Here is a 22581-nt window from a genome sequence, read left to right as displayed (position 1 = left end):
CTTTTTGAATCCGTTTTTTCTTTATGATTTATTATTACCTCAATTTGAGATAATAATCATATATTTATCTTTATTAAAAATTAATTAGGGATGCATAGAATTTTAATAGCTGTATTTATTATATTATTTGTAGGCAGTACGCGAGGTCAGGATTATAGAAGTGTGAATAATATCCATTATTATGAAGAGCGGGTTAATCGTTCGGATGCTTATATTAATGAAAGATGTGTACTGGACATCTACATTCCTCAAAAAGTTCAGAATTTCCCTACGGTGATCTGGTTCCATGGAGGCGGCTTAACAGGTGGAGAAAAAGAAATTCCTGAAGCATTAAAGAATAAAGGGATAGCAGTAATAGGAGTGAATTACAGACTTTCTCCCAAAGTGAATTCACCGGCATATATTGAAGATGCGGCGGCAGCTACCGCTTGGGTTTTTAAAAATATTAAACAATATGGTGGAAATGAAGATTTGATTTTTATTTCCGGGCATTCTGCCGGGGGATATCTTGCTGCAATGACCACATTAGATAAAACTTACTTGCAAAAATATGGAATTGATGCCGATCGGTTGGCAGGGGTAATTCCCTTTAGTGGCCAGATGATTACCCATTTTACGGCAAGAAAAGAAAAAGGGATTGATGAATTGGATGCCCGAATTGATGAGTTTGCTCCCCTCCATTTTATCCGGGCGGATGCTCCTCCTTTACTCTTAATTACAGGGGACCGGGAGAAAGAACTTTTTGGAAGATATGAAGAAAATGCATATATGGCCCGAATGATGAAGCTTAAGGGACATAAAAGTACTACCTTATATGAGCTGGACGGTTTCGATCATGGAGGAATGGCAGAACCGGCATTTCCATTACTATTAAACGAGATTAAAAGAATACAAAAACTTAAAAAATGAAAACCAGCAAAACTGCTGGTTTTTTTATTTTATTAAAATTTTTCAAAGATTATCGGTCTACCAACTCTTTTACAGTTTCCCCATAAAAATCGGTTTCCGTGGTTTTGACCTGTAAAAGCTGATACCATTTTCTGAACGCTCCGATAAAAACAATGAACATAAGAACCATAGCCACTACGGCAAGGATCGCTAGCAGATATTGTTGCTTCGGAATGTATATGGTGACTACCTGAAGGTAACCCGCCCAGAAAGTAATAATAGCCATAAATATACCTGGAATAGCAGAACACAGGGCATATTTGCCCCGGTTTAACCGGATAAGCATGGTCGTACAAACAATTAATCCGCAGGCAGCAAGCAATTGGTTACTGATTCCGAATAAAGGCCATATGCTGCTTACATTTCCCGTAAATACCAGATATCCCCAGGCAAAAGTGAAGAGAAGACTGCTGATAATAATTCCGGGAGTCCAGTTTTTATCATTGAACTTTGGAATTACTGAGCCCAGCATTTCCTGTAAAAAGAACCTTCCTACCCGGGTTCCGGCATCAATTGCAGTAAGGATAAATACAGCCTCGAACATGATAGCGAAATTATACCAATAGGCCATCAGCTGGTCCATATAAGGAATTTTATTGAAGATATGAGCCATACCCACCGCTAGAGAAACGGCTCCACCTGTCCTTCCATGCAGGTCAATGCCTATTCTTTCAGAGAAATAATCGATATCTACTCCATGTAAAGAAGGATGGGCAGCTAAAAATGCATCATAAGATTCTTTAGGGGTATTGATCGCAAAATAATCACCTGGCATTAAAGTACAGGCTGCAATCAATGCCATTAAAGCAACAAATCCCTCCACCAGCATGGCGCCATATCCTACAAATAAGATTTCTCTTTCTTTATTAAGCATTTTAGGAGTGGTTCCCGTAGCAATTACTGCATGAAATCCGGAAATCGCACCACAGGCGATCACAATAAAGATAAAAGGCAGAACCGGACCTCCTATAACCGGACCTCCGCCATTTACAAATTGAGTAAGAGCCGGCATTTGAATGGTAGGATGTATGACGATCACCCCTATCGCAAGCATAATAATAGTTCCTATTTTCAGGTAAGTGGAAAGGTAATCCCTCGGAACCAGTAATAGCCACACCGGTAATACCGATGCTAAAAATCCATACACAGGAATAGCAAGGGAAATGGTTGTGATGTTCCAGGAGAAAAGATTGTTCATGGTCTCATTCTGCATTAAGCTGTGTCCTCCTACAATTCCTGCAATAAGAAGTATTCCTCCTAAAATACTGGCAAAGGTCACGCTGTTTTTTCGGTAACGCATAATGAGCCCCATGAGGATGGCAATAGGCATGGTAATAACAACTGTAAATAAAGACCACGAAGCTTCATGCATAGCATTGATGCAGGCTAAAGATAAACCAGCAAGGGTTAAGATCAGGATAAACAGAATTGCAAATCCCGCCACAGTACCCGTGGTTTTTCCGATCTCTTTAGAGGCGATGGTTGCAAGACTTTGGCCTTTATGACGTACGGAAGCAAATAAAACCACCATATCATGAACGCCACCTCCCAAAACACAGCCGATCAGGATCCACAGGGCTCCCGGAAGATAACCGAACTGAGCCGCCAATACCGGTCCTACCAACGGTCCTGCTGCAGCAATGGCTGCAAAATGGTGTCCGAAAAGAACATTTTTATTCGTTGCTACATAATCTTTTCCGTCTGCAAATTCCACAGCCGGAGTTGTGTTTTTATCATTAAGCCGCAATACCTTGTTTGCCATGAAGATTCCATAGAAACGATAAGCAATTGCGAAAATAAGTATTGAGGTGAATACTAATGTTAAAGCATTGATTCCATTTAGAAATTCCATATCATTTTGTTTTTTATAGGAAAATAATAATTAATGTTTTCGGTGGTTTGTTTGAAATAATTCAAGTGTTGAGCAAGTTAATTATTTTATGTATAAAAAAGTAAATATGTATATCAATTTAGCAAAATTATTATAAATTCTCTGGAAATATAATGGTAAAAGTGAAATGCAAAATAAAAATAGAATTAATATTAAGTTAAAATACTGACGTTTTTTGTTAACGTTATTTTAATATAAATATAAACTGTATAAAATATTTTTGTTTAAAACACCAATTAATGAAAATATTTAATTTATTGAAAGATACTGATGAAATAAAATCTGAATTTCAGACTACGGGTAAAATTTTTTTCAAATGTGATAAAATGGATATAGATCAATTCTGTAACATCAGTAAAGAGTTCGGAGAAATTGAGCAGCAGGATTTCCAAAATGAAAAAGTTACTATAATAACCACTAAGGACTGTTGCGGAGATTTCAACGATAATAATGAGTTATTTCCTCATACCGATAGAAGTACCTTAGAAAATCCACCTAATATCCTGATATATTATTATCGCTCTCCCTCTGATGTAGGGGGTGAAACCTGGCTGATAGACACTAAAAAAATCTTATTGGAAATCCTGTTGAAATATGGTGAAGACTGTAAAATACTTCAACAGGCTTATGCCGTATTTTCGGATCAAAGCGAAACGTATATTGGTAATATTTTTGAAAAACTAAAGGACGGTAGCTATTGTGTGAGATTTAGAAATGATAAATTTGAATATCTCAATAGGGACCTCATTGAATTTCTGCCCCTCTTTTATGATAGGATTGAGAAATATAAAGAAACGGTAAAGCTGGAGAAAGGATATGGATATATGATACATAATGGAAGGTTTCTGCATGGAAGGGCGGGGTTTACAGGAAAGAGGGAAGCATGGAGGTTATTGCTGCATGACAATTTTATGGATCATAAAGGCTTTTTATTATCTCATCACATAATAGGACTATGGTGTCAGAAGGTCCTGACACAACTCAATGTTCCGGCTTAATTGGTGAGTCGGCAGTAGCTTAATTAAAGCACCTTTTTTGATTTGCCTATTTAACCAGTTCCTGAAAAAGTTTATCAAAAGTAGCGTCCAGGTCTTTGGATTTCCCCGGATGAGGTCTTGAAGTCTGTACCACGGAGCTTCGTACAGCGGTCAGCCAGCGAAAACGTTCGGGGATTTCGAGTTGTGCGATAGGTCCGCCATCTTTTTGCCCATGAGCCACTTTCTGAAAACTTTCGAGATTATGAATGATATCATCATAGTCCAGTTTACTGTGCATCAGCCGGAACTTATCCGGGCACAGATAAAATTCCACCCGGATATATTTTTCCTTTTTGGAAAACATAACCAGCCCTATATTGAAAAATTCTTCTCTTTCAACTTTAGGTACCAGGCGTATAACGGCGTATTCGTATATTTTATCCTCTTGCATTCTTAGCTTCGTTTACAAAAATGGTGGAATTTTCTAATCTTGTTTTCATAAATTGGAAATAAATCTCACGGATTTCCTCAGGAGACTCGTCGGCATCTTCCCATTGCAGCCAGTCTTCAGGAATTAAATTAACAATCTGCCTGAAAATATCATCATTCAAAATTTCATGGGCCCATCGGTCGGCTTCATCCAGCTTTGTGGCTTTAGGTAACAATACATGATCTTTCACATACTTAAAAGGGGTTTTTGCCGCCGCATCAAAGTTCTGCCATGAATGGTGAAAATAGAAAGAAGCTCCATTGTCGATGATCCAAAGCTCTTTATGCCACATCAAAAGATTCGTATTCTTATAAGTACGGTCAATGTTGGTAATAAAGGCATCCAGCCATACAATTTGGGAAGCCAGCAAAGGATCAATATTGACTCCGGGGTCATAGGCTATAGCTCCGGAAAGATAATGAAGGCCCAGATTTAATCCTTCGGAAAATTTTAAAAGATCCTGAATCTCCTCATCGGCTTCTGTTCTTCCGAAATCAACATCCAGGTTTACAAATACCAGCTCAGGAATCTTTAATCCCAGAACTTCGGTTATTTTTCCTCCTAAAAGCTCAGAGATCAGCATTTTTACTCCATGGCCCGCGCCACGGAATTTCAATACATATTTAAAATCATCATCCGCTTCCGCTAAAGCGGGCAAAGATCCACCCTCACGTAACGGCAGGATATAGCGCATTACGGTTACTGTTCTTAAATCCAACATAAGACAAAAATAAGATTTTTAATCACGATTTGGATATATTTGTATTACAATTACTAATTAAGGATGATATGAAAATCATAAAAAAGAAGAATATTGTTATTTCCAATCCGGATACCAAAGAATTTCTTGCCGATGCATTTTATCCTGAAGAAGGGAAAGCGTTGCCATTACTTATATTTGCCCATGGCTATAAAGGTTATAAAGATTGGGGCGCATGGGATTTAATGGCGGCAAGGTTTGCGGAAGCCGGTTTCTTTTTTGTGAAGTTTAATTTTTCATTCAATGGAACCACACTGGATGATCCTGAAAATTTTGGTGATCTTGAAGCTTTCGGAAATAATAACTATACAAAAGAATTATCAGATCTGGGTGCGGTTATCGATCACTTTATCAATGATCCGAATGTAGATCCTCATAAAGTTGTTCTGATCGGACACAGCAGAGGAGGAGGGATTTCCATTGTCAAAGCATTTGAAGATGAAAGGATTAACGGACTTATTACCCTGGCCAGTGTGGATCATCTTGAACGTTTTCCAAAAGGTGAACATCTGGAGAACTGGAAAAAATCCGGGGTGTATTATGTGGAAAACGGAAGGACAAAACAGCAGATGCCCCATTTTTATCAGTTTTATGAAGATTATCAGAAAGATCCGGTGCGCTTCGATGTGGAAAGAGCCATAGAAATGGCAAAAGCTCATATTCTTATTATTCATGGAACCGAAGATGAAAGTGTGGATGTGAGAAATGCGGAACATCTTCACCTGCTTAATTCCAGCTCAGAACTGTTCTTAATAGATGGGGCTAATCACGTGTTTGGTGCCAGAGAACCCTGGAAAGAAAATAACCTGCCGGATGACCTTAAAATCCTTACCGACAGATGTATAGATTTTATTAATAATAAGTTTCAGACCAAATAGATAAAATCGTACTTTTGATCCGATTATAAAATAACACATATGGATCTTTTTTCGGCATTAGAATTTCCCAATTTTGCCAATCCGCAGATTTGGATAAGTTTGCTCACCCTTACTTTTCTGGAGATTGTATTAGGAGTAGATAATATTATTTTCATATCTATCATTTCTAATAAACTCCCCGCAGCCCAGCAGAAAAAAGCCAGGAATATAGGTTTAATTCTGGCAATGATTTTCAGGGTAATGCTTTTGTTAATGATTAATTGGATTATCGGGCTGAAGGAGCCGGTCCTTACCATTAACTTTATTGATGAACCCGGTACTGATCTTCCATTGCAGGTAAGCTGGAAGGATATCATATTACTGGCAGGAGGATTTTTCCTTATTCTCAAAAGTACATTTGAAATCCATTCAAAAATGCAGATTAATGATGAACCTCATCATGCCCCTAAATCTGCGGGATCAAGTCTACTTACCACAGTAATAATCCAGATTATTTTAGTGGATATGGTCTTTTCTTTAGATTCAATTTTAACAGCCGTTGGCCTCGTGGACAATGTTGTTTTAATGATTATCGCAGTGATCGTATCCATAGGAATTATGATGATGTTTGCAGGACCTATTTCAAGGATTATTAACCGTTATCCCAGCCTGCAAATGCTGGCGCTGTCCTTCCTTGTCGTTATTGGGGTAATGCTTGTTGCAGAAGGGATTCATCAGCATATCAGTAAAAATATTATCTATTCCTGTCTGGCATTCAGTTTATTGGTTGAACTGTTAAACATCAATGTAAGAAATAAGAAAAGGAAAGCACTAAAGCTGAACCCTGATTTAAAAGATAATCTTGAAATTGAAGAATAAAAAAAGGAGTGAATTTTCACTCCTTTTTTATTTTATTTAACAAGCATTTGCCATGCCTGTTCTATATTGTTTTCCAATAAAAGCTGCTGGGCTTTTTGGTGAATACTTTCATCGGCGTGAAAATCACCGTTGGGTAAGACTTCAACATTGGCAAGCATTCCAAGGTCATTTCCTGTAAATACTTTGCTGTATCTTATCTCTTCAGGAAGGAGATCGAAACCGATTCCTTTGGTAACCAATGGTTTTGGAACTTCAAAAAGGTTCTGTTCATTGTTTCTGGAATACCAGTTCCCTCCTAAACGTGCGACCATATCCAGTTTTTTCTGATCAGGAAGCCCCTGTTCATTTAAATACTCTTCACGGATATGGATCTTTATAACTTCGCAAATAACTAAATTTCCTGCTCCGCCATGGTCTCCCAAGGATTTTACTTCTAAAACTTTACATTCAAAATTAACCGGACTTTCTTCAATAAGTTTAGGTTTTACAAGATCGGCGTCTTTCATAGTGAACCCCGACTTAATAAACTCATTGACTCCGGTATCATATTCTGTGGAAGACAAGGAAGCCTGCTGTACAATAGAATAATTAACGGTTCCGATAACCACTTCAGGAACTTCAAGTATATTTTCCAGCGTATGTTTCGTAGAATTGTCCCGTACCCGCCTCGAAGGTGAAAATATTAGTATGGGAGGAATTGTACTGAACATATTAAAAAAGCTGAATGGTGATAAATTATAATTACCATTCCTGTCAATCGTAGAAGCTAAAGCAATAGGGCGTGGTGAAACCGCTGTCTGAATCACGGTTTGAAGCTTTGCCGGAGATAATTCTGATGGGATAAGTGTTTTCATCATTTGGCAGGTATGATTTTTCCGTTTACTTCACCGAACCCGACTCTTTTACCGTCTTTTTCGGCCCATGCTTTCATAGTCACCGTATCATTATCTTCAATGAATTTTCTTTCCTGTCCATTGCCTAATTGAATAGGATTTTGTCCTCTCCATGTAAGCTCCAGCATAGAACCGAAAGACTTGGGGTCGCTTCCGGATATCGTTCCGCTGGCGTACATATCCCCAACTTCAATATTGCAGCCATTCACCGTATGATGGGCCAATTGCTGGCACATATTCCAGTACATATATTTGTAGTTGCTTTCACTGATCAGGTTTTGCTCTCCATTTTCGGGTTGCAGGTAAACTTCTAAATTAATATCATAATTCTTCTCACCGTCAAATTTTAAATAATCCAGTACTTCAGGATCCTGTACCGGTGAAGCTGTTCTGAAAGGCTCAAGGGCTTCAAGGGTAACAACCCACGGAGAGATGGAAGAACCGAAATTTTTACCTAAAAACGGTCCCAGCGGTACATATTCCCAGGACTGTATATCCCTGGCGGACCAGTCATTGAAAATAACCATTCCGAAAATGGCGTCTTCTGCTTCTTTAGTAGAAATGGAATCTCCCATTTCCGTATTTTTATTGATGATGAAAGCCATTTCCAACTCAAAATCGAGCTGCTTTGAAGGACCAAATACCGGTTTTTCAGCATCTGCTGGTTTTGTCTGTCCTTTCGGACGGTTGATTTCCGTACCCGATACTACGATGGAAGATGCCCTTCCGTGATATCCTACGGGTAAGTGCTTCCAGTTGGGCAATAAAGCATTGGCAGGATCACGGAACATTTTACCTACATTGGTAGCGTGTTCAATGCTGCTGTAGAAATCTGTATAATTCGGGATGTGCACAGGCATCATCATTTTAACCTTATCAAGGTCATAGAACGCCTGCTCAATGGTTTTCTGGTCTTTTGAAAGGGAAGAACCTTCCTGTAATAATTCCTGGATTCTGGAACGGACAGCATTGGTTACAGGTTTCCCCAATTCGATAAATTCGTTTAAGGTGTAGGCTTCAAAGATATTATCATCCAGTCCTTCGATATCTTCAAAATATCCAAGGTCATACAACGTGGCCAGATCTATGACCTGATCACCGATTCTGGTGCAGCATCCAATGTATTCTTTATTGAAAACCGCTACACCAAAAGGAATGTTATATATAGAAAAGTCTGAATTAGAGGAGTACTCTACAAATGATTTCATAGGATTACAATTAAGGTGAAATTTAAAAGAGCAGCTCTCTTAAATTGTCAGGTTATTTTTTATTAAAAGATTCTTCATCTATCCATCGCTCTTTGGTATTGACGTCGATGAGATATAAGATGTCTTTTTGCTTTGTTAAAAGCAACGTTTTCGCGACTGGTAACGGAACTTTTTTATTTTCCAGCATATCAGCCCGGAGGGAAATAATGTTCTTTTTTCTTATAATATCTCCTGTGAAAACATTCGATGTGCTTTCGTTGGTTTGTTTATCGTCAAAAATTTCCACGTAAGTGGCTTCTTTCCCTTTAATAATGATAAAGTCCCTTTCCGTATGGTCATCGAAATCTTTTATTAAGACGAACTTTTTGTTGGTTACGTCTACATTTTCAAGATTCTGATTGATGCCTTTTGTTTCTTCAAGTCGGTTAAGAATTTCATTAATGGCTCCAAAGTTTTGAGCTTTAGCTATAAAGCTTCCTGCTAATAAAATTCCAATGAATATTTTTTTCATGTGCAGTGTTTATAAAAAAGTTTTGTCAAGACTTTGTAATCCTGACAAAACTTGTAATTTCAATTTTTTAAAGATTTCCTCTTCTTTCCTGTTCTCTTTCCAATGCTTCAAACAATGCTTTGAAATTTCCGGCTCCAAAGCTTTGTGCGCCATGTCTTTCAATGATTTCATAGAATAGAGTAGGGCGGTCTTCTACAGGTTTTGTAAATATCTGTAATAAATAACCTTCTTCATCACAATCAATAAGAATACCAAGATTCTGTAATTTCTTAATATCTTCATCAATATGTCCCACTCTTTCCGGAACCATATCATAATAAGCCTCCGGTGGAGGAGAAAGAAATTCTACCCCTCTTCTTTTAAGCTCGGTCACAGTATGGATAATATCTTTGGTAGCTACGGCAATGTGCTGTACACCTTCTCCTTCGTAGAAATCAAGATATTCCTCTACCTGGGATTTTTTCTTTCCTTCGGCAGGCTCATTGATCGGGAATTTGGCATACCCGTTTCCATTGGCCATTACTTTAGACATTAATGCGGAATATTCAGTATTGATCTGTTTATCATCAAAAGAAAGAATATTGACAAATCCCATTACTTTTTCGTACCATTCTACGGTAGGAATCATACGGTTCCAGTCTACATTTCCAACACAGTGGTCTACATACAGTAAACCGACGTCGGTAGGCTGGTAATCACTTTCCCATTTTTCGTAGCCGGGCATGAAAGCTCCGTTATAATTCTTTCTTTCAATAAACATATGAACGGTTTCTCCATACGTGTATATTCCGGACATTCTTACTTCTCCCTGTTCGTCCGTTAAAGTTACGGGTTCTAAATAAGGTTTTCCCCCTCTTTTTGTAGTTTCTTCAAAAGCTTGGTAAGCGTCATCCACCCAAAGTGCTAAAATCTTTACTCCATCACCGTGTTTTTTTACATGTTCGCAGATAGGCGAATCCGAATGAAGGCCGGAGGTTAAGACCAATCTTATTTTTCCCTGTTGTACAACATAGGAAGCGCGGTCTCTTACTCCCGTTTCAGGTCCTGCATAGGCTACAGACTGAAACCCGAAGGCAGTTTTATAAAAATGGGCAGCCTGCTTGGCATTCCCCACATAAAACTCAATGTAATCTGTACCATTGATAGGCAGAAAGTTCTCTGCCTGAGCAATTTTTTCAGCAAAGGTAAGTGTTGACATATTTCTCTTTTTACTTTATTTATTTGGTATGCAAAATACAAAAATCTTAGGAATATGAAAAGGTGGGAGCGGGATTACTTACAATATCACATCAATAAGGAGTAAGAAGAGTTCATTTATGTGTACTTAAGTATATTTAAGTGTATTTTAAGTTTATGGAGATAAAGTATTGTTTTATAAATTTGTATATCCAAAATGATGGAAGAGAATATTTCGAAAAACACACACAACAAAAGCCGTAGTTATTAACTACGGCTTTTTGCTTTATCATTAAGCCTTCCGGCATTGGGATTATATATATCCCATATTTTCCATTTATTGTCCACTTTCCGGATAAAATAGGTCTGTGTGCTGAGCTGGTTCACAAAATACTCTTCATCCGTTCCTCCTACTTTAAACAAAAGGTTCCAGAACTCCTGGGCTTCCAGTACTTTTTTATCCTGATCTTCCGTTATGATTTGTATATCAAATACCTCATGGTTCGATCTGTTGTTTTTGGTAACCAGTTGAAAGTTCTTTTGACATAACTCCTGGCCAAATACCGAGACCCTTTCTAAAAAAGGAGAATTCTTAATGACCAGATCATCCAAAAGATCAAGCTTTAAGGTTGGAAAATTTTTGTATAGCTCAAAAGCGGCTTTACAGTAAAGATTGACCAGCTCTTTTGAGCGTTCATCTTCGCTTTGGATGTCATTCTCCTGAATGCTGTCCTTTACGTACTGTATATAAGAATTCAGATCCTTATAGCCTAAAAAGATACATATTTTATCCAGTGTTTTCAGGAAGCGGAGGTCATTATGGGTTTTATCCTGATAATCATTTTCAAAGAAACGCTGTAATGTTACATGTGATATAGTATTTCCTATTTCGAATCTTTTGCCCCCCTGAAGTTCTTCAGCTTCGGAGAGTTCTTCTTTGATTATTTCGGAAAGTATAATATAATGACTCCTTTTCCATTTTTTTACTTTTCCTAAGACGGAGTTTTTAATCTTGGGGTGATTTCCAACCTCATCTCGTATTAAATTATAAATAGTTTTCAATTTCCGATTTTATAAGCAATTTAATCAAAAACACTGCCAAAAAATTGTGAGTTTTTTAAGTTTTCTCTATCTTCAATATAGATGTTATTATTTTGAATTTAATTGCTGTATTTTAATGGAAATTATTAATGTTTAAATCTCTCAAAAGCAGCCTTTTCCAACATTTCTCTGTCATCCGGGTGGGCAATACTGATAAGAGCCTGAGCTCTTTGTCTTAAATTCTTTCCGTACAGATAAGCCACTCCGTATTCCGTTACTACGTAATGGATATGTCCCCGGGTTGTGACTACGCCGGCACCCTGTTTAAGGAAAGGAACAATTCTGGAAAGCCCTCTTTTGGTTCTTGAGGTAATGGCAATGATAGGTTTTCCACCTTCACTTAATGCTGCTCCTCTCATGAAATCCATTTGTCCTCCGATCCCGCTATATTGCAGAGTTCCGATGGAATCTGCACATACCTGACCGGTTAAGTCAATTTCGATGGCTGAATTAATGGCTACCATTTTTTTATTTTTCATGATGTTGATCGGGAAGTTAACATCTCCCACATCTTTAAATACAACTACGGGGTTGTCATCTACAAAGTCATAAAGCCTTCTGGTTCCAAAGCAAAAGCTGGTGATGGTTTTATTCTCCTGATATCCTTTGAACTTATTGTTAACCACACCGTTTTTGATAAGGTCGATTACGCCGTCACTTAACATCTCAGTATGGACTCCAAGGTCTTTATGATTGTTGAGGCATTTCAATACGGCATCAGGAATGGTTCCAATTCCCATTTGTAGGGTGGATTTATCATCTATAAGATCAGCTACATGCTTTCCTACCATCATTTCTTCCGGGCCTACTTTTGCTCCGTAGTCTACTGTTGGAAGTTCTTCTTCGTGCCAAACCAGTTTGTCTATCTTGCTGATGTGAATGGAGCCGTCTCCATGAGTTCTCGGCATTAAGGGATTTACCATTGCTACAACCAGTTTAGCAGTATCTAAAGCAGCTCTTGCTACATCTACGGAAGTTCCCAGGGTACAGAAACCGTGTTTATCCGGCGGTGAAACGGTAAGCAATGCCACATCAATGGGCAAAATATTTTTTCTGAACAAAATTGGAATCTCACTTAAAAATACCGGAACGAAATCTCCTCTTTCCGAATTAACGGCATCTCTTACTGGTGAGGAAACAAATAATGAATTGACAAAGAACGTATCTTTATACTGGGGTTTAGCGATTTCTACATTGCCTTGCTGGGTAATGGAAACCATTTCAACTTTTTCTAATCTTGATGCTTGTCTTGCTAATTCATCTATTAAATAATTGGGTGTACATGCACTCCCGTGGAAAAAAACACGATCTCCGCTTTTTATAACGGATATAGCTTCTTCAGCACTAACGTAATTCGACATTTAATGTTTTCTTTTTTTTGAGGTTTGTAAATTATTTATTGATCATTTGTGTTTTATGGTTCAAGCCAGGAAGTTTTATAAGACGGATCTTCCACTTTCATGGCTTCTTCTGTTATTTTTAAAGGACGGAAAGGATCTACCATTACTGCATATTCTTCCGTAAACTTTTTACCGATACTTCTCTCCATCGCTCCCGGATGAGGTCCGTGTACGATTCCTCCCGGATGGAGGGTAAAGTCCATCAGGTCTATGTGGTTGCGGCTCATAAAATCTCCTTCCGTATAAAACAATACTTCATCGGAATCAATATTGGAGTGATTATAAGGAGCAGGGATAGCCATTGGATGGTAATCGTACATTCTCGCACAGAATGAGCATACTACGAAATTATGAGCTTCAAAATTCTGATGTACCGGTGGGGGTTGATGTATTCTCCCTGTGATAGGTTCAAAGTTTTTAATATTGAATTTATAAGGATAAAAATATCCATCCCATCCCACCACATCAAAAGGATGAGTGGCATAAATAAAATCAGTGATCTGATTCTCTTTTTTCACTTTGATCAGGAATTCTCCTTTTTCATCTTTAGGCTCTGCAAATGTAGGAGCTATGATGTCTCTTTCGCAGAAAGGGGAGTGCTCCAGCAGCTGTCCGAATTCATTTCTGTATCTTTTCGGAGTATAAATAGGAGAGTGGCTTTCCAGCACGAAAAATACATTGTTTTCCGAAGCCAGTTCCACCTGGTAAATGGTACCGCGTGGGATAATGAGATAGTCGCCTGCGGAAAAATCGAGATTGCCTACAAAAGTTTTAAGTACTCCATTTCCTTCATGAACGAATAAAAGTTCATCACATTCCGCATTTTTATAAAAGTATTCCGTTGATTTTCTCGGTTTAGCCAGTCCCATTTTAAGATCATTGTTCATTAAAAGGATTTTTCGGCTGTCCAGAAAATCATCTTCAGGAGTTACATTCATCCCTTTGAACATTCTGGGAGTTACATTTTTATCTACCGCTATTTTAGGTGTCACATCCTTAGGCGTTCCTATGGATTTTATTTGCGTAGGGCGGTGAATATGGTATAGCAAGGAAGAAATACCATGAAACCCCTCAGTCCCGAAAAGTTGTTCATAATAGAACTTATCTTCAGGAGACTTGAATATGGTATGCCTTTTTTGTGGGATTTTCCCGGCGTTATTGTATCTCATTTTAACCTTTTATATTTTCTCAAATTTAATAAAATTTTAAGAACTAAGAAGGGCAATACTTAACATAATGTTTGGAGATTTAAAATAATTTGTTAGATTTGTCTAACAAATTTATTTCATGAAGCGAATATTATTTTTTTGTATAGTATCATTTTCTTTTTTAAAAGCACAGGAAAAAGACAGTTTACGTTGGGAAATTCATTCAAAAGCTGATTCTTCTTTCTCTGAAAAAGAAAGAAACAGGATGAAAAATATCGAAGATGTGGTCATTACCGGGACTATAAAACCTATGAGCAGATCAAAAAGCCCTGTGGCAGTGGAAATTTATAGTCAGAAATTTTTTCAGAAAAATCCCACTCATAATATTTTTGAAGCTATTGCTATGGTGAACGGTATCAAACCACAGCTGAACTGTTCGGTTTGTAATACAGGGGATATTCATATCAATGGATTGGAAGGCCCTTATACGATGATCCTTATAGATGGAATGCCTATTGTAAGCTCACTGTCTACCGTGTACGGACTGAGCGGTATTCCTAACAGCCTTATAGAAAGAGTGGAAGTGGTTAAAGGTCCTGCCTCTTCACTGTATGGGTCTGAAGCTATGGGTGGTGTCATTAATATTATTACTAAAAATGCCCTGACTGCTCCAACATTCAGTGTAGATATGATGACAAGCACATGGAATGAGAACAACCTGGATGTATCCACAAAATTCAAAGTAGGAAAGGATGTCGCTTCATTATTGAGCTTAAATTATTTCATTTTTAATGAGAAGATAGACCAGAATAAGGATAATTTCACCGATGCGGCTCTGCAAAATAGAATATCGGTTTTTAATAAATGGAATTTTCGCAGAAAGGATAACCGGTTGGGAAGTTTTGCCTTGCGCTATCTGTATGAAGACCGTTTCGGTGGGGAGATGCAGTGGAATAAATCTTATAGGGGCAGTGACGAGATCTATGGAGAAAGTATTTATACCAACAGGGTAGAAGCGTTCGGGGTTTACCAATGGCCGCTGAAAGAACAGATTATTTCGCAGTTTTCATATAATTATCATGATCAGAGCTCTTTTTATGGTAACAATGCTTATGAAGCGTTACAGAAGGTAGCTTTTTTCCAGACTTATTGGAATAAAAAATTCGGAAATCATGATCTGATAGCAGGAGTTACGGTGAAGAGAACTTTTTATGATGATAATACTCCAGGAACGATGTCTTCGGACGGATTGGTCAATGAGCCCATGAAGTCTCCCATTTTAGGGGCTTTTATACAGGATCAATGGGAAATTGATTCTAAAAATACTTTACTGCTGGGTTACCGCTATGATTATGATAAAGTTCATCATTCCGTTCATTCTCCAAGGCTGGCATGGAAGTTTTCACCTAATCCTTATCATACTTTAAGGTTCAATTTTGGAACAGGGTTCAGGGTGGTAAACCTATTTACGGAGGATCATGCCGCTTTAACGGGCTCCCGGGAAGTTATTATTAAGGCAGATTTAAAGCCGGAACGTTCTGTTAACGGAAACCTGAATTATATCTGGAAAATCCCTGTGGACGGACGTTTTATTAATCTTGATGCTTCTGCATTTTATACTTATTTCAGTAATAAAATTGTCGGTGATTTTGATACGGATCCGGATAAGATTATTTATGATAATCTCCATGGATATGGCATTTCAAGAGGACTTTCGCTGAATGTGGATTTTAACTTTAATTTTCCTTTGACCGTTAATTTCGGGGTGACCTACCTCGATGTATACCAGAAAACGGATGATGAAAATACCAAAATACAGCAACTGCACGCTCCGAAATGGAGCGGAACTTATGGACTGACCTATCAGTTTCCTAAGAACTTAGCAATAGATTTTACAGGGCAGTTCTACGGTCCGATGAGATTACCGGTTCAGCATAATGATTACAGACCGGATTATTCACCTTTTTATTCTTTGGCGAATATTCAGGTTTCCAAACGTTTTGAATCCGGATTTGAAGTCTATTGCGGGATAAAAAACCTGCTCAATTTTACTCCGAAAGATCCCCTGATGAGGCCGTTTGATCCTTTTGACCGTTATGTTGATGATCCTGTCAGTAATCCCAATCACTATACTTTTGATACGGCTTACGGCTATGCACCGATGCAGGGAATCAGAGGTTTTTTGGGTATTAAATATATAATAAAGTGAAAAAACTCTTAATTTTTTTAATGTGGGTGCCTTGTTTTTATCTCTCCCAGAAGATAGAAACAGGCACTTTTTCAGAGCTTGAATACCGCCAGAAACAAGATCGACGTCCTGTAATTATTCATTTTTATACGGATTGGTGTACGGTATGTAAAGTGGAAACCTTCCGGCAGAACCAGGATAAAGAGCTGGTAAATAGAATTAATGATAGCTTTCATATGATTAATTTTGAAGCAGAAAAAACAAAAGAAAATATATTTTTTCAGGGAAAAGAATTTACCTATGTTTCCAACGGAAGTTCCGGTATTCACGAAATTGTACTGGCTTTATCCCGAAATAAACAGCAGCCGGTTTACCCGTTATGGATCATTCTGGATGCCCATTTAAACCTTATTTATTATCATGAAGGTTTATGGGAACCGGAGGAAATGAAGAAAAAGCTTAACGAATTATTTGTTCATTAAACTACTGTAAGAACGGATAAATTTATTTTAAAATTACTTTAAAAGTACAGCAATAATAGCTAATATAGCCGGTAATGCCTGTACGAAAAATATCTTTCTGGTAGCTGACACCGCTCCATAAATACCTGCAACGGCAACACATCCCAAAAAGAAAAGGGCAATATTATCCTGCCACTGCTGATCATCAATGAAAAACGACCAGATCAGACCCGCTGCAAGAAAGCCGTTGTATAGTCCCTGATTCGCGGCAAGTCCTTTTGTAGGTTTAAACATTTCTGCCGGTAAAGCAGATTTGAATACTTCTTTTCCTTTGGTTTCCCAGGCAAACATTTCCATCCAAAGAATATAAATATGTTCTAATGCTACGACAGCAATTAAAATTTTTGCAATGATTTCCATCCCGTTTGTTTCTTATTGTAAAACTAAAAAAATAAAATTAAGTTTGGTTATTGAAATATAAAATGGAAAATTTTAGAGCCCATCTGGATAAATTTATTAAGATTAATGATGAAGAATATGCATCAATTTTGTCATTCTTCACTGTTCATCAGTTTAAAAAAAAGGAAAATCTGATGAAAGAAGGAGAGGTATGCAGATCTTTATTTTTTGTGTCCCATGGATGTCTGAGAAAGTTTTTCATTAACGAAAAAGGAGTGGAGCAAACAACGGAGTTTGCCATAGAAAACTGGTGGATCACAGATACTTTTGCATTTGAAAGGCAGGTGCGGTCAGATTTTAATATTCAGGCGGTTGAGCCATCAATTGTTTTAAGTATTGATTTGGCTTCCCAGAAAGTTCTGCTGGAGAAATATCCGGTAATGGAGCATTATTTCAGGATGGTTTATCAGAAAGCCTATGCTGCCGCAGAGAGGAGAATCCGCTACCTTCATGAATTTACGAGAGAGGAACTTTATGTGCAGTTCAGTACACAGTATCCCTGGTTTATTCAAAGAATTCCTCAGTATCTGATCGCTTCTTTTTTAGGTTTTACTCCGGAATATTTAAGTGAAATCAGGGCCAGGCTGCGTTCTTAAACCAGTTTAAGAATTTCATAATTGATAAAGGGGATCTTTGTCTTATAAAATTAAATGTTATGAGTACACGCATTAATATGGCCACTACGGAGCCGGCAGGTTACAAAGCGATGCTGGGACTGGAAAATTATTTACAGTCTGCTTCTTTAACTCCTATCCAGAAGGAGCTGATCAAAACGAGAGCTTCCCAGATCAACGGATGTGCTTTTTGTCTGGATATGCATACCAAGGATGCCTTAAAATATGGAGAAACTCCTCAAAGGCTCTTCCTTTTGAACGCATGGAGAGAAACGGATCTTTTCTCAGAGGAAGAAAAAGTACTGCTGGCCATGACCGAGGAAATTACATTAATTCATCGGCAGGGATTAACCGAAGAAACGTACAACAAGGCCCTGCAGTTTTTTGATGAACATCAGATGGGTCAAATCATTATGGCAGTAATTACCATCAATGCATGGAACAGAATTGCAATAAGCACACATCTGCCTGTAAGTAAATAAAAAAGCGGATCACTGATCCGCTTTTTTTTATGAATAAGTCTCAACGACTATTTTTTAAGCTCTTTAAGAATAGCTTCTCCGACTCCTTTCGCCGACTGTGGATTTTGTCCAGTAACAACTCTTTGGTCAGTAACTACATGGGTCTGCCAAAGTCCGGATTTTTCAAATTTAGCACCCCTGGCTTTCAGTTGGTCTTCCAGAAGGAAAGGAACGACATTCGCAAGTTTTACCTCTGCTTCTTCCTCATTGGTGAAAGCATTGATCTTTTTACCGTCTACAAGATATTTACCGTCGCTTAATTTAATATTAACCAAACCTGCGGGTCCATGACAAACTCCGGCTACGATACCTCCATTTTCATAGATTTTTGCGGCGATATCTGCCAGCTGGGTATTATCGGCGAAATCCCACATAGCCCCGTGTCCTCCTGCATAAAAAATAGCAGCGTATTGGGAAGGATCTACTTGTGAAGGCTGAAGGGAATTGTCAATTTTGTTTTTATATTCTTTATTTTCCCAAAATTCTTTATTTACCGGATCTTTAAGATCAAAGCCGTCTACCGGAGGGGTTCCTCCTTTCGGGCTTACGAAATCAATTTCATATCCGGCATGGTGAAGAACCTCCCATGGATGGGAAACTTCCCCCAGATAATATCCCGTACTTTCTCCTGTGTTACCTTTTTTATCATGACTGGTAACTACAAATAAAATCTTATTTTTCATATGATTCGATTTTTTATTTTGTGCTTGAGTGAAACCTATGCTCAACAGGCTTAGGATTAAAAGTGCTAAGTTTTTCATCATTCGAGAATATGGGTAGTGTAGATCTGTGGCTTTTCCTGAAGCTTTTCGTCAACAATCGCTGCGAAAGCCTGAAGATAAGGCTGTTGATTGTGGGCTTCCAGTCCTTTCTGATCTTTCCATATTTCATAAAAGATGAACTGATTTTTATCTTCTATTCCCTGATGAAGGGTGTATAGCTCGTTGGCCTCTTCTTTTCTTGTTTCTTTTACCATATTCTGAAGAACTTCTAAAACTTCTGCTCTGTATTCTTCTTTGGCTTTTATAACTGCTGTTAAATAAATTTTCATTATGCTAATTGTGGCTTTAATTCTTTTTCAAAAATACCTGTTATATGTTCTTTATACAATTTCATATCGCGCTCAACATCTGCATTCTTTTCCACATCATGAAAATGGAATCCTTCCAGTCTTTCCAAAGAAAGGAATGCGTTCATTCTATGGAATCCAAATAACGGTCCATTGTCTACACTGGTTTCATTAAAAAATTCTCCCGGAAGGGTAAAAGCGGTTGCCGGAGCATTCCAGGTAGTGGTTACCATGTATTTTCTGCCGTTCAGTGTTCCACCGGTCCCATAGTTGATAGCCGGGTTTTTGGAGCTTCTTCCGTCACTTTTGTATAAACCTTTATTATGACCTGCCGTGAATACTTCATCCAAGTATTTTTTGAATCCGAAAGGAACCTGGAACCACCAGATCGGAGTATGATAAATAATATAATCGGCCCATACGAATTTCTGAACTTCTTCTTCTTTATCGTATCCTTCTTCAATATGGGTTATTCTAACTTCTACATTATTAAATGCTTTTAAAGCTTCTGCCGTACTTTCCGTAACCGTTTTATTATATCTTCCTCCTGAATGTCCGAAATTCTGTCCGGCATTGATGATTAATACTTTTTTCATTGTTGATGAACGTTTAAATTTACTATGCAAAATTAGTAGAGAATTTTCTATAATAAAAATAATATAAATTATACCTTTGTATTATAATTATAATAATAAAAAATGGTTAATCTGGAATGGTACCGGACTTTTAAAGCGATCTATAAAACGGGTACGCTTACCGGTGCGGCTGAATCACTGTTTATTTCCCAGCCGGGGGTAAGTCTGCATTTAAGCTCATTGGAAGCGTATGTAGGGTATAAGTTATTTGACAGGACGGGAAGGAAAATGCATCCTACGGAAAGAGGAAAGGTTTTGTTTAACGCTATTTCCGAGCCTTTGTCTAAACTGGAAGAAGTAGAAAAGAACTTTCAGAAGTCTACGGAGAAAAGTACTCCTACGATCAGTGTGGGAATGTGTTTTGAAACTTTTCAGACAACTCTGGAGCAGTATGTTTCAACTTTACCGTTTAACCTGATTATCTGCTTTGGGGAATATCCCGAAATGCTGGACCAGCTGGATAAAGGAATTCTAGATCTTATTATTACGCCTAAAAAAGGGTCTTCACCCAATATAGAACATGAGGCATTTTCTTCCGAACAAATTATTCTGGTAGGAGGGAATAATGTGGATATCAAAAGTTTTCAAAAAATATTAAAATCCGGAGATATTGAGAAAGTAGAAGACTGGCTGAAAGAGGAAAAATGGTACGGAACCACGGGCGATATGGAACATCTTTTTCAGTTCTGGACTTTGAATTTCGGACATAAGCCAAATTTCCGGCCTAATTATATCGTACCCAATCTCAATTCTATTATCCGTTGTCTGAAAGGAGGAAGCGGGCTGGCTGTCATCCCAGATTTTCTTTGTAAAAATGAGATTGACAATAAAGAGATAAGCCTGGTGTGGGAAGGGAACAGAAAACTGGAGAATACGCTTTATTTCGGATGTCGTAAAAATACGAATCACCCTAATGAAATTGCCCATATTAAAAGCTTATTCCGGCAGGTAATGAAGTAAAAGTTCCGGTTTATAAGCTCATATGAATAATCGGATAATCTTTTCCCGAACTATCTTTTGCGGACCTTCCGGTCTTCCTGAATCCCATTTTTTCATAGAAACCTACGGCCTGGGGATTTTGTTCATTTACATCTACTTTGGTCAGTCCTGTATTTGTCCGCATATGTTCATACAGCTTTTTCCCATATCCTTTTCCCCGTGAATCATTGTGAATGAAAAGCATTTCGAGTGTTTCTTCAGCTACGGCTGCAAATCCATGGATGATCCCGTTTTCAGTAATGGTATAGACATCAAGATTAGGAAGATAATCTCGGGGAATTACTTCTTTAAAATAGTTGAAATCTTCTTCCGATAGAAAATCATGAGTGGCTTTTACAGCAGACTCCCAGATTTCCATGATCCTGGAATAGTCTTTATCTTGGGCTATGATGATTTTATAAGACATGTCATAAATTTATGCAAAAATAAACGATTAATGCTAATCGGAAATTTAAGTTTTTGTCGCAAATTTGTTTTAGAATAAAAAATAAGGGATTATGAAACAAAAAACGTATGCAGGACAGCCTGTTGTAGAATTAAATAATGGAATTGATATTCCTGCTTTAGGATTTGGGGTATGGCAGATTGAAGATCTTCAGCTTTGTGAAGCTACGGTAATTAAAGCCATCCAAACTGGGTACAGAATGATTGATACGGCTTCTATTTATCTTAATGAAACGGCTGTTGGAAATGCAATCAGAAATAGTGGGGTCAGCAGGGAAGATTTATTTATTACCTCTAAACTCTGGGTTCAGGATACGGCTTATGATAAAGCAAAGGGAGCATTTCAAAGAACATTGGACAGGCTGCAGCTGGACTATCTGGATATGTATCTTATTCACTGGCCTTATAATGATTTTTTAGGTGCGTGGAAGGCGATGGAGGAATTATACAACGAAGGTAAGATCAAAGCTATTGGGGTTTGTAATTTTCCGGTGGAGAAATTAGAAGAATTGAAATCTCATTCTAACATCCTTCCGGCTGTAAATCAAATTGAGCTGCATCCGGTTTTCCAACAAAAAGAGCTGCAGGAGTATGACAGGAAGAATAATATTATTACCCAGCCGTGGAGTCCCCTTGGAAATGGAAATTCCGAGCTTTTAAATAATGAAAATCTGAAAAAGATTTCAGAAAAATATAATAAGACGGTGGCGCAGGTTATTTTGAGATGGCATTTGCAGGAAGGATTCGTGGTTATTCCAAAATCGGTAACTCCGTCAAGAATAGAAGAGAATTTTAATGTTTTTGATTTTGAGCTGTCAGAGGATGAAATGAATATTATCCGTTCCCTGGATACCGGCAAAAGATTATTCTTTGATCCGAAAGATCCTGAATGGGAAAAGAAAATGCTTAATTCTATTGCGGATATTTAATGAAGACTGATATAATTTAATGA

25 protein-coding genes are annotated in these 22581 nt (G+C 37.8%); 10 read left to right on the top strand and 15 right to left on the bottom strand.

The window, feature by feature from the left end:
• The first annotated feature begins 90 nt into the window (after positions 1-90).
• Positions 91-909 (top strand): alpha/beta hydrolase, encoded by an 819-nt coding sequence (locus ABJ974_RS12350; RefSeq protein WP_419868549.1) that lies wholly within the window; start codon positions 91-93, stop codon positions 907-909.
• Between the two features lie 49 nt (positions 910-958).
• On the opposite strand, the gene ABJ974_RS12345 is transcribed toward ABJ974_RS12350, so the two are convergent.
• On the bottom strand, positions 959-2800 hold the full coding sequence (locus tag ABJ974_RS12345) for a carbon starvation CstA family protein (protein ID WP_419868548.1): 1842 nt from the start codon (positions 2798-2800) through the stop codon (positions 959-961).
• A gap of 278 nt (positions 2801-3078) precedes the next feature.
• Here ABJ974_RS12345 and ABJ974_RS12340 point away from each other — a divergent pair, with 278 nt between their 5' ends.
• Positions 3079-3837, top strand: a complete 759-nt coding sequence (locus ABJ974_RS12340) for a TauD/TfdA family dioxygenase (RefSeq protein ID WP_419868547.1) — start codon at positions 3079-3081, stop codon at positions 3835-3837.
• Between the two features lie 46 nt (positions 3838-3883).
• Here ABJ974_RS12340 and ABJ974_RS12335 read toward each other — a convergent pair whose 3' ends face one another.
• Both ABJ974_RS12335 and ABJ974_RS12330 read right to left on the bottom strand, forming a co-directional pair.
• Positions 3884-4267 carry a DUF3037 domain-containing protein gene (locus ABJ974_RS12335; protein ID WP_419868546.1) on the bottom strand — a complete coding sequence of 128 codons (384 nt, stop codon included), beginning with the start codon at positions 4265-4267 and terminating at the stop codon, positions 3884-3886.
• Positions 4254-5027, bottom strand: coding sequence for a HipA family kinase (locus tag ABJ974_RS12330; protein WP_419868545.1), 774 nt, complete (start codon positions 5025-5027; stop codon positions 4254-4256). Before ABJ974_RS12330 ends, ABJ974_RS12335 begins: the two co-directional genes overlap by 14 nt.
• A gap of 68 nt (positions 5028-5095) precedes the next feature.
• On the opposite strand from ABJ974_RS12330, the gene ABJ974_RS12325 reads away from it, so the two are divergent.
• Together ABJ974_RS12325 and ABJ974_RS12320 are read left to right on the top strand one after the other, a co-directional pair.
• The gene (locus ABJ974_RS12325) at positions 5096-5944 is read left to right on the top strand and encodes an alpha/beta hydrolase family protein (RefSeq protein ID WP_419868544.1); all 849 of its coding nucleotides are present in this window, start codon (positions 5096-5098) and stop codon (positions 5942-5944) included.
• A gap of 39 nt (positions 5945-5983) precedes the next feature.
• The gene (locus tag ABJ974_RS12320) at positions 5984-6802 is read left to right on the top strand and encodes a TerC family protein (RefSeq protein WP_419868543.1); all 819 of its coding nucleotides are present in this window, start codon (positions 5984-5986) and stop codon (positions 6800-6802) included.
• Positions 6803-6834: 32 nt separating this feature from the next.
• On the opposite strand, the gene ABJ974_RS12315 is transcribed toward ABJ974_RS12320, so the two are convergent.
• From ABJ974_RS12315 to ABJ974_RS12285, 7 genes are all read right to left on the bottom strand, one after another.
• Entirely contained in the window at positions 6835-7656 is an 822-nt protein-coding gene (locus ABJ974_RS12315; RefSeq protein ID WP_419870972.1) for a flavin reductase family protein, read from the bottom strand.
• Positions 7656-8903, bottom strand: coding sequence for a fumarylacetoacetase (fahA, locus tag ABJ974_RS12310; protein WP_419868542.1), 1248 nt, complete (start codon positions 8901-8903; stop codon positions 7656-7658). Before fahA ends, ABJ974_RS12315 begins: the two co-directional genes overlap by 1 nt.
• A gap of 52 nt (positions 8904-8955) precedes the next feature.
• A complete protein-coding gene (locus tag ABJ974_RS12305; RefSeq protein ID WP_419868541.1) occupies positions 8956-9414 on the bottom strand; it encodes a hypothetical protein in 459 nt (152 codons plus the stop codon).
• A gap of 67 nt (positions 9415-9481) precedes the next feature.
• A complete protein-coding gene (gene hppD / locus ABJ974_RS12300; protein ID WP_419868540.1) occupies positions 9482-10612 on the bottom strand; it encodes a 4-hydroxyphenylpyruvate dioxygenase in 1131 nt (376 codons plus the stop codon).
• A gap of 245 nt (positions 10613-10857) precedes the next feature.
• Positions 10858-11652 carry a hypothetical protein gene (locus ABJ974_RS12295; RefSeq protein WP_419868539.1) on the bottom strand — a complete coding sequence of 265 codons (795 nt, stop codon included), beginning with the start codon at positions 11650-11652 and terminating at the stop codon, positions 10858-10860.
• 125 nt (positions 11653-11777) lie between these two features.
• Complete coding sequence (locus tag ABJ974_RS12290; protein ID WP_419868538.1) at positions 11778-13052, bottom strand: acetyl-CoA hydrolase/transferase family protein; 1275 nt, start codon at positions 13050-13052, stop codon at positions 11778-11780.
• Positions 13053-13105: 53 nt separating this feature from the next.
• The gene (locus tag ABJ974_RS12285) at positions 13106-14260 is read right to left on the bottom strand and encodes a homogentisate 1,2-dioxygenase (RefSeq protein ID WP_419868537.1); all 1155 of its coding nucleotides are present in this window, start codon (positions 14258-14260) and stop codon (positions 13106-13108) included.
• Between the two features lie 118 nt (positions 14261-14378).
• Between ABJ974_RS12285 and ABJ974_RS12280 the strand changes: the two genes are divergently transcribed.
• Together ABJ974_RS12280 and ABJ974_RS12275 are read left to right on the top strand one after the other, a co-directional pair.
• Positions 14379-16448 (top strand): TonB-dependent receptor plug domain-containing protein, encoded by a 2070-nt coding sequence (locus ABJ974_RS12280; protein ID WP_419868536.1) that lies wholly within the window; start codon positions 14379-14381, stop codon positions 16446-16448.
• Positions 16445-16909 (top strand): thiol:disulfide interchange protein, encoded by a 465-nt coding sequence (locus ABJ974_RS12275; RefSeq protein ID WP_419868535.1) that lies wholly within the window; start codon positions 16445-16447, stop codon positions 16907-16909. Before ABJ974_RS12280 ends, ABJ974_RS12275 begins: the two co-directional genes overlap by 4 nt.
• Positions 16910-16942: 33 nt before the next feature.
• On the opposite strand, the gene ABJ974_RS12270 is transcribed toward ABJ974_RS12275, so the two are convergent.
• Positions 16943-17308 (bottom strand): DUF1304 domain-containing protein, encoded by a 366-nt coding sequence (locus ABJ974_RS12270; protein WP_419868534.1) that lies wholly within the window; start codon positions 17306-17308, stop codon positions 16943-16945.
• A 62-nt stretch (positions 17309-17370) separates the two neighbouring features.
• On the opposite strand from ABJ974_RS12270, the gene ABJ974_RS12265 reads away from it, so the two are divergent.
• Positions 17371-17943, top strand: a complete 573-nt coding sequence (locus tag ABJ974_RS12265) for a Crp/Fnr family transcriptional regulator (RefSeq protein ID WP_419868533.1) — start codon at positions 17371-17373, stop codon at positions 17941-17943.
• Between the two features lie 59 nt (positions 17944-18002).
• The gene (locus tag ABJ974_RS12260; RefSeq protein ID WP_419868532.1) at positions 18003-18443 is read left to right on the top strand and encodes a carboxymuconolactone decarboxylase family protein; all 441 of its coding nucleotides are present in this window, start codon (positions 18003-18005) and stop codon (positions 18441-18443) included.
• Positions 18444-18490: 47 nt separating this feature from the next.
• Here the strand turns inward: ABJ974_RS12260 and ABJ974_RS12255 are convergent, their stop codons facing one another.
• The 3 genes from ABJ974_RS12255 to ABJ974_RS12245 form a co-directional block, all read right to left on the bottom strand.
• Complete coding sequence (locus tag ABJ974_RS12255; protein WP_419868531.1) at positions 18491-19165, bottom strand: type 1 glutamine amidotransferase domain-containing protein; 675 nt, start codon at positions 19163-19165, stop codon at positions 18491-18493.
• 77 nt (positions 19166-19242) lie between these two features.
• The gene (locus tag ABJ974_RS12250; protein WP_419868530.1) at positions 19243-19533 is read right to left on the bottom strand and encodes a putative quinol monooxygenase; all 291 of its coding nucleotides are present in this window, start codon (positions 19531-19533) and stop codon (positions 19243-19245) included.
• Positions 19533-20147: an NAD(P)H-dependent oxidoreductase gene (locus tag ABJ974_RS12245; protein ID WP_419868529.1), complete on the bottom strand. Its 615-nt coding sequence runs from the start codon at positions 20145-20147 to the stop codon at positions 19533-19535. The genes ABJ974_RS12250 and ABJ974_RS12245 overlap by 1 nt, the downstream gene beginning before the upstream one ends.
• Positions 20148-20249: 102 nt before the next feature.
• Between ABJ974_RS12245 and ABJ974_RS12240 the strand changes: the two genes are divergently transcribed.
• Complete coding sequence (locus tag ABJ974_RS12240; protein ID WP_419868528.1) at positions 20250-21146, top strand: LysR family transcriptional regulator; 897 nt, start codon at positions 20250-20252, stop codon at positions 21144-21146.
• A 10-nt stretch (positions 21147-21156) separates the two neighbouring features.
• On the opposite strand, the gene ABJ974_RS12235 is transcribed toward ABJ974_RS12240, so the two are convergent.
• A complete protein-coding gene (locus ABJ974_RS12235; protein WP_419868527.1) occupies positions 21157-21591 on the bottom strand; it encodes a GNAT family N-acetyltransferase in 435 nt (144 codons plus the stop codon).
• 91 nt (positions 21592-21682) lie between these two features.
• Here ABJ974_RS12235 and ABJ974_RS12230 point away from each other — a divergent pair, with 91 nt between their 5' ends.
• Complete coding sequence (locus tag ABJ974_RS12230) at positions 21683-22558, top strand: aldo/keto reductase (RefSeq protein ID WP_419868526.1); 876 nt, start codon at positions 21683-21685, stop codon at positions 22556-22558.
• Positions 22559-22581: the final 23 nt, after the last annotated feature.

The organism is Chryseobacterium sp. CT-SW4, assembly GCF_048572715.1.
Taxonomy (GTDB): Bacteria; Bacteroidota; Bacteroidia; order Flavobacteriales; family Weeksellaceae; genus Chryseobacterium.
This window is presented reverse-complemented; position numbering and strand designations above follow the sequence as displayed.